Annotated in this window: 12 protein-coding genes; 3 read left to right on the top strand and 9 right to left on the bottom strand. The window is 55.1% G+C overall.

What is annotated here, in order from left to right:
* Positions 1-24 precede the first annotated feature (24 nt).
* From M655_RS14170 to M655_RS14185, 4 genes are all read right to left on the bottom strand, one after another.
* Complete coding sequence (locus M655_RS14170; protein ID WP_081414692.1) at positions 25-1,350, bottom strand: PAS domain-containing sensor histidine kinase; 1,326 nt, start codon at positions 1,348-1,350, stop codon at positions 25-27.
* Positions 1,274-2,056 (bottom strand): sigma-54-dependent transcriptional regulator family protein, encoded by a 783-nt coding sequence (locus M655_RS14175; protein WP_286085831.1) that lies wholly within the window; start codon positions 2,054-2,056, stop codon positions 1,274-1,276. Before M655_RS14175 ends, M655_RS14170 begins: the two co-directional genes overlap by 77 nt.
* 380 nt (positions 2,057-2,436) lie before the next feature.
* Positions 2,437-3,489 carry a zinc-dependent alcohol dehydrogenase family protein gene (locus tag M655_RS14180; RefSeq protein ID WP_025846679.1) on the bottom strand — a complete coding sequence of 351 codons (1,053 nt, stop codon included), beginning with the start codon at positions 3,487-3,489 and terminating at the stop codon, positions 2,437-2,439.
* Positions 3,490-3,546: 57 nt separating this feature from the next.
* The gene (locus tag M655_RS14185) at positions 3,547-5,049 is read right to left on the bottom strand and encodes an aldehyde dehydrogenase family protein (RefSeq protein ID WP_005831880.1); all 1,503 of its coding nucleotides are present in this window, start codon (positions 5,047-5,049) and stop codon (positions 3,547-3,549) included.
* Between the two features lie 303 nt (positions 5,050-5,352).
* On the opposite strand from M655_RS14185, the gene M655_RS14190 reads away from it, so the two are divergent.
* On the top strand, positions 5,353-7,152 hold the full coding sequence (locus M655_RS14190) for a sigma-54-dependent Fis family transcriptional regulator (RefSeq protein ID WP_286085832.1): 1,800 nt from the start codon (positions 5,353-5,355) through the stop codon (positions 7,150-7,152).
* Here M655_RS14190 and M655_RS14195 read toward each other — a convergent pair whose 3' ends face one another.
* Genes M655_RS14195 through M655_RS14205 form a run of 3 tightly spaced genes read right to left on the bottom strand, consistent with a single transcriptional unit; the run spans position 7,153 to position 9,512 of the window.
* Positions 7,153-7,278, bottom strand: coding sequence for a hypothetical protein (locus M655_RS14195; RefSeq protein WP_255320403.1), 126 nt, complete (start codon positions 7,276-7,278; stop codon positions 7,153-7,155).
* Entirely contained in the window at positions 7,275-8,207 is a 933-nt protein-coding gene (locus M655_RS14200) for a response regulator (protein ID WP_005831877.1), read from the bottom strand. The genes M655_RS14195 and M655_RS14200 overlap by 4 nt, the downstream gene beginning before the upstream one ends.
* Positions 8,208-8,210: 3 nt before the next feature.
* Positions 8,211-9,512: an ATP-binding protein gene (locus tag M655_RS14205; protein WP_025846674.1), complete on the bottom strand. Its 1,302-nt coding sequence runs from the start codon at positions 9,510-9,512 to the stop codon at positions 8,211-8,213.
* 303 nt (positions 9,513-9,815) lie between these two features.
* Here M655_RS14205 and M655_RS14210 point away from each other — a divergent pair, with 303 nt between their 5' ends.
* Both M655_RS14210 and M655_RS14215 read left to right on the top strand, forming a co-directional pair.
* Positions 9,816-10,757: a glutaminase gene (locus M655_RS14210; RefSeq protein WP_026557166.1), complete on the top strand. Its 942-nt coding sequence runs from the start codon at positions 9,816-9,818 to the stop codon at positions 10,755-10,757.
* A 27-nt stretch (positions 10,758-10,784) separates the two neighbouring features.
* On the top strand, positions 10,785-12,212 hold the full coding sequence (locus M655_RS14215) for an alanine/glycine:cation symporter family protein (protein WP_005831873.1): 1,428 nt from the start codon (positions 10,785-10,787) through the stop codon (positions 12,210-12,212).
* A gap of 82 nt (positions 12,213-12,294) precedes the next feature.
* Here the strand turns inward: M655_RS14215 and M655_RS14220 are convergent.
* Both M655_RS14220 and M655_RS14225 read right to left on the bottom strand, forming a co-directional pair.
* A protein-coding gene (locus tag M655_RS14220; RefSeq protein ID WP_483072769.1) for an IS3 family transposase occupies positions 12,295-13,445 on the bottom strand; the annotation gives its coding sequence in 2 pieces (ribosomal slippage) (positions 12,295-13,187 and positions 13,187-13,445; 1,152 coding nt in all).
* Positions 13,446-13,784: 339 nt separating this feature from the next.
* Positions 13,785-16,370, bottom strand: a complete 2,586-nt coding sequence (locus M655_RS14225; protein ID WP_026557163.1) for a metallophosphoesterase — start codon at positions 16,368-16,370, stop codon at positions 13,785-13,787.
* Between the last annotated feature and the right edge of the window lies 1 nt (position 16,371).

Below are 16,371 nucleotides of genomic sequence, written 5' to 3' on the forward strand. Positions count from 1 at the left end.
TCCCCCTGGGCTATCGCCAAAAGCTCATGCAAAGGACCCACATACCGGCAGCGTAATCTCCACCGTTGTTCCCTTGTTCCGCTGGCTGCTGATTTTCATGTTCCCTTGATGAGCTTGGATGATTTTGTAGCTAATCATCAGGCCGAGACCTGTTCCCTTTTCTTTCGTCGTATAAAACGGCTCGCCCAGCTTCTGGATGCGCTCTTCGCCTATCCCCTCTCCCTGGTCCTGAATGCGCACAGAAAGGGTGTCGCCGAGCTGCTGGAGCTGAATCGTGATGCGCCCGCCGTTTGGCATGGCTTCGATCGCATTTTTTAAAATATTGATAAAGACCTGCTTTAATTGATTTTCTTCGCAATTGACCATCGTGGCAGTCTCGTCCAGCTCCACCGTGATCTGGACGTTGTTTAAAATCGCCTCGGTTTGCAGCAGCTCTACTACCTGATGCAAGAGCGGCGAAAGGTTGCGCGGCGTGAAGTTGATGACCTGCGGCTTGGCGAGCACCAAAAATTCGTTCACGACCGATTGGATGCGATCCAGCTCGGAGAGGATCGTCTGAAAATACTCCCGCTTGTAGTTGCCCTCCTGAATGAACTGGATGAAGCCGCGAATCGAGGTCAGCGGGTTGCGGATTTCGTGCGCGACGCCTGCGGCCAACTGGCCGACGACAGACAGCTTTTCTGATTTTCGCAGCAGTTCCTCGGTCTTTTTCAGCTCGGTAATGTCGTGGCTGATGACCAACAGGCCGATGCGCCTGCCGTCCGGGTCGAAGAGTGGAACTTTGCGCACGTCAAAAATGCGCGATTCTTCCCGACTGACGAAAATGATCTCTTCCAGGCGGACAGGCTTGCCCTCTTCCCACGCCCGCTTGTCCGACTCGGCGCATTGCAGCAACGCGCTCCGGTAATGGGGGGACAGTCGCGCCAGCTCCTCGTCGTGCTTGCCCTGGTACGGGACATGCTCCAGCTCAAAAATGCGCAGGCAGCAGTCGTTTGCCTCGATCCAGTGGCCCTCGCCGTCCTTGAAGCAGACGGAATCGGGCATGGCGTTGATTAACGTCCGCAACTGCTTGGCATTTTCGATCAGCGCGGCCTCCATCCGTTTATGCTCTGTAATGTCACGCTGAATCGCGACAAAAGCGATCAGATTGCCTTTTGCATCAGAGAGCGGCGAAATGAATGTACTGACGTTAAGCAACGTGCCGTCCTTGCGCTGCCGCACCGTCTCATACGAGGTCACATAGCGGTTTCGCACGATTTCCGCGTGCAGCTTCTCATAATCTTCCTGCAAAAAATCGGGAATCGTCGGCAGCTTGTCGCCGATCACTTCCTGCTCGCTCCACCCGAACATTTGGCGGTGCGCCGATCAAATTTTGTTGGTTGTCTATCCAGCCCTGTTCGTACAGCATGTTCGAAGCGTTGATGACCTTGCCCCCGCGGTCCAGCACCAGAAAAGGACTGCCGACAACCGAGGACACGAGCTGGGAAAAGCGCTCCGTCAGGCGAAACCGCTCCTGCTCCAGTTGATTGCGCAAACAGCTTTCCACCGTTTGCCTCGCGGAGATCACCGCTGACAGCGAGTGCGGATGGTAAACCCGCCACAAGCCTGTCAGGTTGAACACCCCCAAAATATCGCGGGTGGCCGGGTCGCGGATAGGAGCGGCCGAGCACGTCCATTTTTGCACCTCCTGGCAAAAATGCTCGGCGGCAAACACCTGCACCGGGCTTCCTGTCACAAGGGAAGTCCCGATGGCGTTCGTCCCTGCCCGATTCTCTGCCCAGGACGAGCCGAGGACGAAATTCATGTCTTCTGCTTTCAGCATCAGCGACAAGTCGCCATCGAGATGGACGATATTGCCTGCCGCGTTGCAAAACGTAACCAGGTGGCCGGAGTCCATCGAAGCATCCTTCAGCTTCAACAGAAGCGGCTTGAGTATGCGCTGAAGCGAGTCACCCTGCCAAAAGGCCTCAATCTCTTCCCGGGACAGGGTGATCGCTGTTCGGTTGCTCAGAGGATGGATGCTTTGCTCCTGACAGCGTTGCCAAGATTCGTACATCAGCGGTCGAATAGCCGGTCTTTCACTGATTCCTGAAACAAATCGTTCCCACTCCAGTTCAAGCTTTACTCTTTCTTGTGAAAGATTAGCAAACCTATCCAGAGCTATCCGCTGATTCATGGTCTCCATCCTCCAGATTAGAAAACTTGGCTGCGCCAAGCCGTTGGCGCAGCCTTAGTTGCCCTTGTACTGGATAAGAATCTTATCCATTCTTATCTGTATAAAAAAGTGGGTGACACATTTTTTGAATTAACATTTCGACAATTGACCCAATTTTCCTTTTTATGAAACGTTTTTTAAGTACACTTGAGCGCAGAAAAAATCAACCAGTGTGTCTTTTGGCGCTGCTGCGGCCAAAAAGACACACTGGCTGTTTGCTCCTACCGGAATTTTGTAATGACGTTGAACCCGAACGTGTTGTAGTTCGTCATATCCTCCATGATGCCAGACACATCGTCGAGCGCTACCTCGCGGGAAACGAGCGAGGACGGATTCAGCCTGCCCTGGGCAATCATGGTCAGCAAGCCGTCATAGGCGGCGTGCGGATTGCCGATGCTGCCGACAATCTCCAGTTCCATCGCGGTAATCGCGTCAATCGGCAGCCCGACCATACCGCCTTCGTCTTTTGTCGTCAGGCCGATCTGCACATGCCTGCCGCCTTTGCGCAGGCTCAGAACCGAGTTGAGGATCGTATCGCGTATCCCCAGGGCATCAATCGAGGCGTGCGCCCCGCCCTTCGTGATTTCCTTGATCGCTTCGACGACGTTTTCCTTCCTGGCGTTGACGACCGCGACGGCGCCCTCTTCTTTTGCTTTTGCCAGTTTTGCGTCGTCTACATCCACGGCGATGACCATGGCGCCGACAGCGCTTGCGACCTGCACCGAGGACAAGCCTACGCCGCCTGCCCCGTGTACGGCAAGCCAGTTGCCCGGCTGGACGTTTCCGCGCACGACGCCGTGATACCCTGTCATGTAGCGGCAGCCGATGGCCGCAGCCGTCAGCGTGTCCACCTCGTCGGGCAGACGGATCAGGTTAAAGTCTCCGTTCGGCACCTTGACGTATTCCGCGTATGCGCCATCGTAGCTGAATCCGAAGATCGCCATGTTGTCGCAGCGGTTGGAATGCCCGGAGAGGCAATTGGCGCAATGCGAGCATCCTTCGTGGAAAGGCGTGGTCACGCGATCGCCGGGACGGAAGTTTTTCACTTCCTTGCCGACCGCCTCGACGACACCTCCCAGCTCATGGCCCGGAATAATCGGCAACTGCGGACTCAACCCGATCCAGTCCCAGTCGCCCATCCACGCATGCCAGTCACTGCGGCATACCCCGCACGCCTCTACCCGGACGATGACGTCTTTTGGACCCGGCGTCGGGTCCGGCACCTCCCCGATGTAAAGTGGTTTTTGTTGCTCCAATATTTGCGCCGCTCTCATGTACCGTTTCCCCCTTCATTTTTTCTCGTTCTTTTTTTCAGCCTTGCCCGCAGGGAATTAATCCAGATTGACCCAGACCGCTTTTACCTGTGTGTACAAATCGAGCGCATACGAGCCCATTTCCCGCCCGTACCCGGACTGCTTGTAGCCGCCAAACGGCACGGCTGCGTCCAGCGCATTGTAGCAGTTGACCCAGACGGTGCCCGCTTCGAGCGCGTGCGCGACTTTGTGCGCCTTGCGCAAGTCTGTCGTCCAGACGCCAGCAGCCAGCCCGTACTCGGTGTCGTTTGCCCGCCGGATGACATCGGCAATCTGCGCTTCGTCGTCAAACGGCATCGCTGCGACGACCGGGCCAAAAATTTCTTCGCGGGCAATCGTCATCCGCTCGTTCACATCGGCAAAAATCGTCGGCGGCACAAAGTAGCCCGGCCCGTCCAGCGGTGCGCCTCCCGTCAGCGAGGTCGCGCCTTCCTCATGCCCTTTTTGCAGGTAGCCCGACACCCGCGCAAACTGCTCGCTCGATACGAGCGGCCCGATCTCGGTAGACTCGTCCAGCCCGTTGCCCTGCTTCATTTTCGAGGCGAAGCTCGTCATGTCGGCGAGGACGTTGTCGTACACTTTTTTATGGACGAACAGCCGCGAGCCTGCGCAGCACACCTGTCCCTGGTTGAAGAAAATGCCCATCAGCGCGCCGGGAATCGCCTTGGAAAAATCGGCGTCCGGGAAAATGATGTTCGGCGACTTGCCGCCCAGTTCCAGCGACACCCGCTTCAAGTTGCCAGCGGCTTGCTGCATGATGAGCTTGCCAACCTCTGTCGATCCGGTGAACGCCACTTTGCGGATGCGCGGATGGTTCGTAATCGCAGCGCCTGCCGTCGGACCAAAGCCTGTGATGATGTTGACCACGCCTTCGGGGAAGCCGGCCTGCTGGATCAGCTCAGCCAGATAGATGGCGGTGAGCGGCGTTTGCTCGGCACTTTTCAAAATGACGGCGTTGCCTGTCGCCAGAGCCGCCCCCAGCTTCCACGCCGCCAAAAGCAGCGGGAAATTCCACGGAATGATCTGCCCGACGACCCCGACAGGCTCGCGGCGCGTGTAGGTCAGCATGTTCGGTCCGGCCGAGTTGTTGATGACTTCGCCCGCGAGCTTCGTCGACCAGCCAGCGTAATAGCGGAAATGGTCAATCGCCAGCGGAATATCGGCGACGCGGGCATGCGTGACGGGCTTGCCGTTGTCGATCGTCTCGAGCTGCGCGAGCGCCTCGGCGTGCTCTTCCATCAGGTCGGCCAGCTTCCACAGCAAGCGGCCCCGCTCGCTCGGCGTCACTTTTGCCCACGCGCCCGCAAGCGCCTTTTCGGCTGCCTGCACCGCCAGTTCCACGTCTTCGGCATCTGCCTCGTACACAGAAGTAATCGCCTTGCCTGTTGCCGGATCAATCGTCTCAAACGTCTTTCCCGATGCCGATGCTACAAACTCCCCGCCAATGAACAGCTTTTTCGGCCCGCCCGCCAAAAAAGCTTCCACGCGAGGGTCCAGTGAGATGTTTGCCGTCTGCGTCACGAAAAGTCCCTCCTCTTTTTTTGCTTGGAAATGCTTACGCTCGCTATAAGAAGCATGTTTCATGCCAAAACGAAAACGCTTTCAAAACGGCTATTTGCATCGTTTTCGCCTTGTACATTGGAACAGTTGCTCCATCTCGCCGATACAATTGCTCCATCACTCCTCTTATATTGTTTGAAAATTGTGGTAATATAGAAGAGATAGTCTCATTTCTCTTTCGGAGGGGTGAACCGTTTGCTTGCGCCTACTAATGCCTTGCTGAAAAAGTCGTGGGAACGAAGTCGCTTGAATGGAGTCAATGCGTTGACAGCAAAGGATGCCATACTGGAGGAAGCCCAGTTCCGGCAGTATCGGGAACAGAAAGAAGAGTTCATGAGAACGGTCGACCCGACGATGGAGCATTTGGCCTATTGGCTGAAAAGCTCGTACTCGATCGTCGCCCTTTGCGATCCATCGGGGTACATCCTCGAAAGCAAAGGCGATCCTGCCTTTCTCAAGGACACGGAAAAAATTCAGGTGCATCGCGGAGCCTGCTGGTCTGAACAGGTGCGCGGGACCAACTCCGCAGGGACAGTCATCGTGGAGCAAAAACCGCTTGCCGTCGTCGGAACCGATCATTACTTGCCTTCCAACCACATGCTTTACTGTGCGGCTTCCCCGATTTTCGACCCGTACGGCGAGCTGGTGGCGGTCCTCGATTTCAGCGGCCATTCTGCCATGTACCACCCTTCCCTTTTGGGCATGGTGGACGTGATGGCGCGCAAAATCGAAGACTGGCTGCTCATCCACCGCCCGGATCGGCAAATGGTCATCTCGCTGTACCCGGAGCAAAGCGCGAAGCACCACGCCTTGCTCGCCGTCGACCAGGACGGAGTCGTCACAGGCGGCAACCGCGAGGCGCAGCAGCTTTTGCACCTGGACAAAAAGCGGTTCGGGCAGGTACACCTGACCGAGCTTATAGCGGACATCGAGCCTTTGCTCGGCAGGCAAAAAGACACAGCGGCAGCGCGCACGATGCCGCTGCATGCCAAAGCCAGCGGACAGCGCCACTGGCACGCCAAAGTCCTGATCGACACACGGCCACCCCAGCTTGCCGCATCCCCGCCCTCCCGACCGAAGCCGAAGCCGACCCGGCCTCCTAATCGGACTGGCCTTACTTCTTTTGATGAGCTGTACGGGCAAGACGAGCAGTTTCTCGCGGCTATTCGCCTCGCCAAACGGGCTGCCAAGACGGATTACACCGTCATGCTCTTCGGTGAAAGCGGCACGGGCAAAGACGTCGTCAGCCAGGCGATCCACCTCGAAAGCAACCGGGCGGACAAGCCGTTTGTCGCGATCAACTGCGGCGCGATCCCGAAAAGTTTGCTGGAAAGCGAGCTGTTCGGCTACGAGCCGGGAGCGTTTACCGGGGCCAAGCAGTCCGGTCAGCCCGGAAAAATCGAACAGGCGCACCAGGGGACGCTTTTTCTCGACGAAATCGCCGAGATGCCGCTGGAAATGCAAGTGGCCCTGTTGCGCGTGCTGCAAGACTTTACCGTCCATCGCGTAGGCGGAACGAAGCCGATTCGCGTCGACGTGCGAATCATTACCGCCACCCATACGGATTTGTGGCAAAAAGTGCAGGAGGGCAGCTTCCGCGCAGACTTGTTTTACCGCCTGCAAGGCGTGCAGATCACGCTGCCGCCACTGCGCGAGCGCGCGGATCGGCTGCAGCTCGCTGCGCTTTTGCTGCAAGGCATCGAGGCGCAGCTCGGGACAGGCCCGCTTACGCTTTCCGCCAGTGCGAAAAAGCTGATCGAGAGCTACTCCTGGCCGGGGAATGTTCGCCAGCTTGCCGCAGCGCTGCGCGAAGCCGCTTTTCTCTCCGAAGGCGGAACGATTGAGCAGGCGAGCTTCCCCGCCTACATCTTGTCCAGCTACTCCCCGCCCGAAGCGATAGAGCTTGCCGCGCCGACGGCGAACACTGAAAAAAACGAGATTGTCGAGGTGCTGCGGCAAACAGGCGGGAACGTGTCGCAGACGGCGCGCATTTTGGGCATCGGGCGCAACACGGTGTACCGCAAGCTGAAAAAGCTGCTGGACCAGGACGGCCCTCATCCGTAGTTACAGACCGATCGCGTTGCCCTTTTTGTCCAAAACAGTCGAACGCCAAAAAGCCCGGATCGACCAGATCGGGCTTTTCGTGATGGGCAAGAGGCGGACGCCGGGAAACGAGCCGTGCGGTTTCACGCTTCCGACTGGATGCGTCTGGCCTCGGCATACAGCACCTGAATAAACTTTTTCATATTGATGCGAATATCGGAGGAAGCAGCGGTCTTGTTTTTCAGCTCCGCCATTTTTTTCCACACAAAAGTAAAGTCAAAAAACTGCGACGCGTAATTCTCGAATTTCCAGTTGGACAGATCGGACAGGCCGAGCGAAGCCAAATGGTTCAACGACTGGTAGATCGCCCTTCGCACCCGTTGCTCCGATGCCTTGACCACCTTCATGACCTGCGCTTCTTCTGCCCCTGCTCCCAACCTGGCTTCGGCCACCGCGACGAAAATTTCCTTGAGCGCGGGAAAGCCGTTTTTGAACGTGTGCGTTTGCTCGTAGTCGGACAAGTAATCCAAAATATCGAGCAGATCGTTGCTCCCGTTCTCGCCCGCAATGCCAAGCTCCGACAGGAGGAATTGTCCCGCCTCGCGCAACTGCTTTTCGTTTTTGGCCGTGCGCGTCTGGCCCGTGGCCGCCTGATCGAGCTGCAAAACCGAATGCAGCGATTTGTGGATGTCCTGGATCGATTTTTCCAGCCGAATCTTCTCGATCACTTTTTGCAAAATCGTCACCACTTCGATCCGGTTGACGGGCTTGATGATGTAGTATTCGCTGCCGAGCGAGTAGGCTTGCGCGATCAAGTCCTTCGATTCTACCTGGGAAATCATCACGATCTTTCCCTTGAACGCCGGGCGAATTTGCCGGATCGCTTCAATCCCGTCGCGAATGGGCATGAGCAGATCGATCAGCAAGATGTCTACATGGCGCATCGTCAGCATATGCCCGTCGATGAGCGATCCGTCCTCCGCTTCCCCCACGACTTCCCCCAAATTTTCATCCTCAATAATCTCCGTCAACATCAGGCGCACGGCCTCATCATCATCGACTACGTAAAAAAGCATCGTCTACTCTTTCTCCCTTACATGATTGATCGGCAGCCGGATGAAAAACTCTGTCCCTCTCCCGGTTGCTCCGTCGTGCGCGGCAAGCTCCCCTTCCAGCTCGTCCACCATCTCTTTTACATAGGAAAGGCCAATGCCTGTCGAGGGCGTCCCCTGCTGGTCGTACTTGGTCGTAAAGCCCGGCTTGAACATCAGCTTTTTGCGTCGGGGCGGAACGCCCGGGCCGTCGTCCACGATTTTCAGCTCGACGAAGTCGCCGTTTCTGTCCACGTGGATCACGATACGCCCCGTCTGCTGGATCGCTTCGACGGCATTGGCGACGATGTTGTTGATGAGCGACAGCAGCGTAAACGCGTGGTAGTGCGGATGCTCGCCGGAAATCGTGCTGGAAAACGCAATCTGCTTTCCCAACAGGCTCGCGTATTTCTGATTGGAGCGCATGATGATGTCCACCAGTTGGTGAATGTCCATAAAATCCGTCTTGTTTTCGTGCGAAATCAGCTTTTGCAGACCCGCAAAAATGCGCTGGTTGTCCTTTTTGATCTCATGGACTTCCCCGGCGATAATCAGCGCCTTTTTCGCGAACGACTCGACATCAGCTTGCCCGACTTCGCTTTTCAAAGCCTGCAAGCCCTGGTACAGCTCAAACGACTTGACGGTGATGTTCTCCGCGTTTTGCAGCGTCTTTTTCAGATGAATGGACTCCTCGTACAAATTGGAAATGAGCAGCAGCATGTGCTCGTGCTGGGCGCGTGTCTGCTTTTCCCGCGCCTGCGTCTCGTACAGCCGGATCATGTTCAAAAAGCTCAGGACGACAAAGCTGTGCGACAGCGCGATGACGAACATCTCCTGCAGCGCTCCCCACGTGATGACGATGTGGAACAGGACGTATTGCGACAGCAGCTCGATCAAGTCGGCCACGACCTCGATGACCATCCCGATCCCGGCAATCAATAGCGTCTGCTCGCGAAACCGCTCCATGCGGATGACGTAAAACAGCAGCGAGTAGGAAAAGTAGAAAAAAAAGCTGGAGTAGTGCTCCCGCATGGAAGCCGTCCAATCAAAAGCGCTGTGCGTGTAAAAATCGAGCAGCAGCCGAAAGCCGACCACGCAAAGCCCTGTCAAAAATCCGGGCAAAACCGCCGGAAGCCGCTGGAACAAAAGCAAGAAGAAGAAAAAGGTAGGCGCGCCAAAGCTGATCCGAAACGTCTCGTTGACCGGATAAAATTTCAACTCACCGGCGAGCGGCACGGTAATCAGCATGAGCGCCAGGAGGTACCCGTCCTTTTTTAATGGGGAATGCATGCGCGAAGCTTCCCCTCCCTGTCTGGTTTCTGCGATGAATGTCACTATTTTCCCCTATCTATTCTTATCTATAAAATACGTGAACGACAAGTATAGAAAAAATATTTATATAAATGCGTGAAAGCTTTTGTTGGTTTTTGTTTGATTTTGTAGGTTGGTTTTAAAGTGTTCAATATACGTTTTTTGCCTGGCGTGGAAGCGCTTTCGACCGAAGGCAAAAAGGCTAGAAAGCACAGGATTTGGGGGGAAACACGTTTGGTTCAAGCGGCAACAACGACCAATAGCAAATGGGACCGCAAGCGGATGGACGAACTGGAACAATGGGTCGCCTACCATCGCCTGCAGGCGGCAGAAGGAAAGTGCGCAAGCTATATTCCGGCCCTGCGGCGAGCAGACCCGACACAGCTCGGCATCTGCATGATCGAGCCTTCCGGGCACAAGATTACGGCGGGTGACTGGGAAGTGCCGTTCACGATGCAAAGCATTTCCAAAGTCGTCAGCTTCATCGCTGCCTGCTGCCACCACGGGATTAGCTACGTACTGGATCGCGTCGATGTGGAGCCGACTGGCGATGCGTTCAACTCGATCATCCGGCTGGAGATGCACAAGCCGGGCAAGCCGTTCAACCCGATGATTAACGCGGGCGCGATCACGGTATCTTCGCTTTTGCCAGGGGATACACCCGAACAGAAACTGGACTATTTATACAAAATTTTCCAAAAGATTACAGCTACAGCCCCTGTCGTAAACGAAGAAGTGTTCGTCTCCGAGTGGATGACGTCGCATCGCAACCGTGCGCTGTCCCACTATTTGAAAGATACGGGTTACCTCGATTGCGAGGTCGAGGAAGCGCTGGAGGTGTACTTGAAGCAGTGTTCCATCCAGGTCAACACGGAGCAAATTGCGCTGATCGGGCTGATTCTCGCGCTCGACGGCTACCATCCGCTGCGCGGCGAGCAAATTTTGCCCAAGCAAGTCGTGCGGCTGGCAAAAGCGCTCATGCTGACGTGCGGCATGTACGACGCTTCCGGAAAATTCGCTGCCTACGTCGGACTTCCGGCCAAGAGCGGCGTGTCCGGCGGCATTATGACCTTGGTTCCTCCCACCCTGAAACGAGAGTCCCCTTTTCCCGACGGCTGCGGCATCGGTATTTTTGGCCCTGCGATTGACTCGTGCGGCAACAGCGTGGCAGGCGTGTCGCTGCTGAAGCAGCTCGCGCACGAGTGGGATGTCAGTATTTTTTAAGCCAATCTATCCATTCGAGGTGACAAGATGCAACAATTCCTATTAGATGTAGTAGCGTCCATTAACGACTTTTTCTGGTCCTACGTCCTGATCGTCATGCTGGTTGTACTCGGCCTGTTCTTTACGTTCAAAGGCGGCTTCCTGCAAGTCCGCATGATAAAAGACATGCTCCAGGCGATTCGCGAAGGAAAGAAAGGCTCCGCTGACAGCATCTCGCCTTTCCAGGCATTCTGTATCAGCATGGCCGCGCGTGTCGGTACCGGAAACATTACCGGGATCGCAATTGCTGTCGCGCTGGGCGGTCCTGGCGCGGTCTTCTGGATGTGGGTTATTGCCATTATCGGTTCTGCCTCCGCCTTTGTGGAAAGCACACTAGCGCAAATCTACAAAATCAAGGACAAAGACGGCTTCCGCGGCGGCCCGGCCTACTACATGGAAAAAGGGCTGAACAAACGCTGGATGGGCGCCCTGTTCGCGGTGCTGATTACCCTGTCTTTCGGTTTGGTCTTCAATGCGGTGCAATCCAACACGATTACGCTTGCGTTTGCAAACTCCTTCGGCACCGATCGCCTGACAGTCGGCCTGATTATGACGATCGCCTTTGCTGCGATTATTTTTGGCGGAGTCAAGCGCATTGCCAAAATGTCCGAGTACATCGTCATCGTGCTCGCGATTTTGTACATCGGCGTCGCCCTGCTGATCGTCTGCATGAACATTACGCAAATGCCGGAAATTCTCGCCCTGATCGTCAAAAACGCGTTTGGCTTCGACCAGGTCGCAGGCGGTACGCTCGGCGCGGCGCTCATGCACGGTGTAAAACGCGGCTTGTTCTCCAATGAAGCCGGTATGGGTAGCGCTCCGAACGCCGCTGCGACCGCTACGACAAGCCACCCGGTCAAGCAAGGTCTGATTCAGGCGTTTGGCGTCTTGACCGATACGCTCATCATTTGTACAAGCACGGCTTTCATCATCCTGCTGTCCGGCGCGTACAAGCAGTCCGAGTTGAGCGGTATCGAGCTGTCCCAGGCAGCGCTCAGCATTCACCTGGGAGACTGGGCTTCTGCTACGCTCGCCGTCATGATCTTCCTGTTCGCCTTCAGCACATTGATCGGCAACTACTACTACGGGGAGACGAACATCGAGTTTTTGAAAACGAGCAAAACATGGCTGATGCTCTATCGTGTGAGCGTACTCGGCATGGTTATGTTCGGGGCGGTGGCAAAAGTCCAGCTCGTCTGGGACTTGGCCGACTTGTTCATGGGCTTGATGGTCGTGGTCAACCTGATTGCCATTTTCATGCTGTCGAAGGTCGCCTTTGCCGCCCTGCGTGATTATCAGGTGCAGAAAAAAGCAGGCAAAGACCCTGTGTTCTACGCCGACAGCATTCCGGGCGTGACAAACCTGGAAGCGTGGGAGGCAGCTCCGGTCGCTGCGAAAAAAGAGCACGTCAGCTAAGTTTTCACGATAGCGTCAACAAAAGAAGCCTGAGTCCTTTGGTCATAGCCCCGTCAAGTAGACACTAAAAAAAGACGCTATCTTAAGCGGCGATCGATTCCCGGTATTGGACTGGGGAGAGGTCGCCGAGTTTTTTCTGGAACCGCTCTGTATTGTAGAATTCGATGTATTCAGCGATCAGCTTGCGAGCGTGAGCTATATCTCTTGGTTTCTCCAGATACAACTTTTCCGTCTTCAGGTGTGAAAAAAACGATTCAACACAAGCGTTGTCGAAGCAGTTCCCCCGTCTGGAATGGCTTCCGGTTAGCCCTTGTTCTTGCAACAGATTTGCGTATGTCTTGGTAGTGTACTGGAATCCTTGGTCGGAGTGCAGGATCGCATCTCCAATACCCAGTTGCTTCACCGTAGACAGCACAAGATCAAGATCGTTCCTCTCCGACACTTCCCAAGCAACCGTTTCGTTATTATACAGATCCAGGACCACGGACAGATAAATGAAGTCATCGACGACTCGAATATAGGTAATATCGGTTACATATTTCTTTCTAGCCTCGTCCGCAGCGAACTGGCGATTGAGGACATTATTGAACACGATGGAGGGCTTGCGGCCGACAAATGGACGCTTTTTGCGGATCACTGAGCGGATGCCCAATTCTCGCATCAGTCGGCGAACTTTCTTAGTATTTACTTGTAGTCCCTCTTTGCGTAGAGCCGTGCGCATTCGTTTATACCCAAAGTATGGGCGAATGCGGTGAATTGCCAGTATATGTTCCTTTAGGTCGGCATCCTGCTCCACACGTACCTTACGATCCTTCTCCGTCGCCTTCCACTTGTAGTAACCCGCCCGGGAGACTTCCGCTATTTCGCATAGCATGACCACAGCGTACTTGCGACTCATTTCTTCGATGGTCCTAAACCGGGTTTGCTTATCCAACTTCCCTCCCCGTGTAGATTTGGATTGAGCTTTTTTAGGTATTCGACCTGCGCTTTCAAGTAGTTGTTCTCTTCCTCTAGACTGCTGAAATACTTCTTGATCCATCGCCCTCTATAGTCTTCAAACGTTTCACCGTTTTGCCGTTTCTGTACCCACTCCCGAATCTGTGTCTTACTTTTAATGCCTAATTTCTCCATTATCATTGGGTAGCTCCAATGCTCCTCAACCCGCAAACGTACTGCTTCGCTCTTCGTTGCTTCGTCATATTGCTGCTGTTTTTGCCCTTTACGTGGCGGCATAAGAAAATCCCCTCCGGTCAACAGTGTTGATCTCATCATACCATGAGGTCTTTTTTTACTGTCTACCATGAGGGGATAATACCACTTTTCCAAGAGGACCCAGGCTTTCTTTTTGGGACGGCGGTTGAAAGCCACATCCGGGTTGTTGTCTGGATAAAATTTCCTGTCCTGCTTGCCCCGGTTTATAATCAGAGGAAAAAGGGCTCTGGAGGAAAGCATGAAGCGTTTTTATCAAAAGTTCCGGCTGGTGATCTGGTTTTTGTTCCTGCTGCTCGCCTTTGGCCTCTTTTACGAGGGCTTCCCCCTCTGGAAGCTCGATCCCCCCGTATGAAAAAATCCCTACAACCGAGGGTCGATCTCTTTTTCCTGTGCGACCTCGAACAGCATCGTCGCGACCGTTTGCTGATACGCCTCGTGCGCGGGCGAAATGTCCGCGAACTTGACGAGCAGCATGCTTTTGCCCAATTCGTGCTCCTTCATCGCCGTCCGCAGCTTTTGGCCGATGTTTTTTTGCTTCATCAGCTTGCGGTACTTGTGCGGAAAACGGTAATCGTAGCCGTAAATGATCGACAAGTAGTCGGAGTTGCGCACCTTCATCGCCGGAACCGTCTTTTCGTTTGGCACTTCCGGCTTGATGACGATTCCTTCCATCTGTTGCTCCAGCGTCGTTTTCGCGAAAAAGCGCGCGGCTTGTTCATACGCATCCGCCTCGTCCAGATCGACTACGAGGCAGTCATCCTCGCTGACAAACCGATACATCTCCGACGTTCGCCACTCCGGCAACTGTTCCTCCCCCGTTTCGTAGACGAGCTTCAGCACGGCAAACGGCTTGTATTCCAGCTCGCCTGGCTCGCCGTACAGTGCGAGCTGCTGTTCATACGTAGCATACGCAGCCATCTGCTGCTCGATGGGAACGAGCGTTTCTTTGATTTCGCGAACGTGCTTGTAGTTTTGGTAGAGGGTGGAGCCGTACTTCTCGGTCAAAGCGCTTTTGGCAAGATGGAACTGGTCCTGCTCAAAGCCGCTGGCCTCGTATTCGTCCACGAGCTTGCGGAGCGCCTGCTCAAATCCGTGTTCCTGCAAGTAGGACAGCTCGCTGTGCAGCGCTTTTTCAATCGGTTTGAACTGCTTTTCAATCAATCCCTCGCCAATCGCCCGCCACGGGAGCAGCTCTCCGTCCAGCAGCAGCATTTTTACCTGCTGCTCTTCCATGTACGGACCGAATTTGTCCAAAAGCTTTGCGTAAATCGGCGTCAAGTCAACCTGCGTGATCTTGTAGCCGTTGCGGCTGACGGCGAAGCAATGTGCCAGTTCGCGATGGAGGTACAGATTGCAGCGGGAGCCCATGTATTTCGGTTGCAGCACGACCTGCCTGGCTCCGCGCTCCGCAAAATAGCGCAAGCCCGCCCAAAGCGACTCCAGCTCGCCTGCCGCTTCGTCTTTGTCCGCTGGCGGCATCGTCCCGGAAATAAAGTTGATCTTGTTGTGCAGGCAGTAGTGCAAGCGGCGCAGCTCTTCTTCTGCCAGGTCTTGCAGCGAGACGTGCCGTTGTTCCTGGAACAAGCTCGGCAACTCCTCCACAAGCGCCGCATGGACAGAGCGCTCTGTCTTGTACAAAGGCTTGTGCCCCATCACAACAGAGGTCAGCGCGTTGCCCTGTACGCATCCGGTGTCGAGGTGCAGCTTGTTTTTCAGGCGAAAAGCCTGTTTGGCCGCGATGTGGCCGAACAAGTGATACGGATGGTTGCCGACCGCTTCCTCGCGCAAAAAGCCGAGCTGCTCTTCGACAGAAGTGGATCGATCGAGCCGGAAGTTTCGCTGCTGGCGCACGGAAACGGCATCGAGCTTTCCGATGTATTTGTTTTGGCACGGGGCATGGGTGACGTAGTAGGACGGATTCGCAAGCGCGATGCAACGGTAAAAAGGCCGGGAAACCGCGCACAAATGGTTGAACTTTTGTTGCAGCAGCAAATCGTCGCGCAAGACAGCGATCGAATCGAAATACGTAGCGAGCAGCTCTGGCTCGACTCCTTTGATTTTTCCTTGCAAAAAGTGGTAGACAAAATGTTCGTGATTGCCCCGCACCAGCAAAAAATGCTCCTGGTTGTCGTACAGAAACTCGATGATCTCGCGGGTCTGCTTGCCTTTGTCGATCCAGTCGCCCGCGAGAATGACTTTGGTGTTGCGCACCTTGTCTGTGACCACAAGCCGGTTGTTGTCGAGCTGGTACCCGTGGGCGGCCAGCAACCGTTTTAGTTCGTGCACACATTCATGCACGTCGCCGATGATGATGTAGCGAGTGTCGGGGATAAGAATCGTCGCCAAATAATCGGCTTTGTTTTCGATCACGACCTGGTACGCTTCGTTGGCTTTTGCCTCCGCCGGCTCGTAAAAATCTTTGGCGCGGATGCGGTGAATGTTCGCGTACCCTTCTTTGGACAAGGCGCGCAACACTTCCTTTTTCAGCCGGAGAATGTGGCTCGTAATCAGCTTTTTCGACCGTTCGGAGGCGTAGTAGTCCTCGCGCTTGCGGTAGTCGAATACGATGACCTCCAGGTTGTAATGGTTTTCGCGGGCGATTTCGCAGACACGGGCCCGGAAGTCTTCGGCGAGGCCCGTCGTGTCGACCACGACAAACGGCGCGTTGATCGGAAACGATGTGACGAGGCGCAGCTTTTCAAACAGGAGCGAAAAAGCCTGCTCGCTCGCCTCCAGCATGACCTGATCGTATTTGTCGTACGCATGCCCGAGCAGCTCCTGCCGCAAGTCGTCCGAGGAAATGTACGCCACATTCGCCTTGAGCTGTCTGGCCGCGTCCTCGATGCGAAGCTGCGGAATCAGCACTTCTGTGGCAAAGGTCGTTTTTCCGCATTCGGTCGGGCCGACGAGCATGAAGATCGTGTGCAGTTGTGTGGAAATGCGCATC

This window comes from Brevibacillus sp. NSP2.1, assembly GCF_000470975.2.
Classification (GTDB): Bacteria; Bacillota; Bacilli; order Brevibacillales; family Brevibacillaceae; genus Brevibacillus; species Brevibacillus agri.

What these genes read in the sequence shown, in the direction of transcription:
- M655_RS14170 (WP_081414692.1), bottom strand. Translation starts at nt 1,350, where the DNA reads ATGTTCGGGTGGAGCGAGCAGGAAGTGATCGGCGACAAGCTGCCGACG.
- M655_RS14175 (WP_286085831.1), bottom strand. Translation starts at nt 2,056, where the DNA reads ATGTACGAATCTTGGCAACGCTGTCAGGAGCAAAGCATCCATCCTCTG.
- M655_RS14180 (WP_025846679.1), bottom strand. Translation starts at nt 3,489, where the DNA reads ATGAGAGCGGCGCAAATATTGGAGCAACAAAAACCACTTTACATCGGG.
- M655_RS14200 (WP_005831877.1), bottom strand. Translation starts at nt 8,207, where the DNA reads ATGCTTTTTTACGTAGTCGATGATGATGAGGCCGTGCGCCTGATGTTG.
- M655_RS14205 (WP_025846674.1), bottom strand. Translation starts at nt 9,512, where the DNA reads ATGCATTCCCCATTAAAAAAGGACGGGTACCTCCTGGCGCTCATGCTG.
- M655_RS14210 (WP_026557166.1), top strand. Translation starts at nt 9,816, where the DNA reads ATGGACGAACTGGAACAATGGGTCGCCTACCATCGCCTGCAGGCGGCA.
- M655_RS14215 (WP_005831873.1), top strand. Translation starts at nt 10,785, where the DNA reads ATGCAACAATTCCTATTAGATGTAGTAGCGTCCATTAACGACTTTTTC.
- M655_RS14225 (WP_026557163.1), bottom strand. Translation starts at nt 16,370, where the DNA reads ATGCGCATTTCCACACAACTGCACACGATCTTCATGCTCGTCGGCCCG.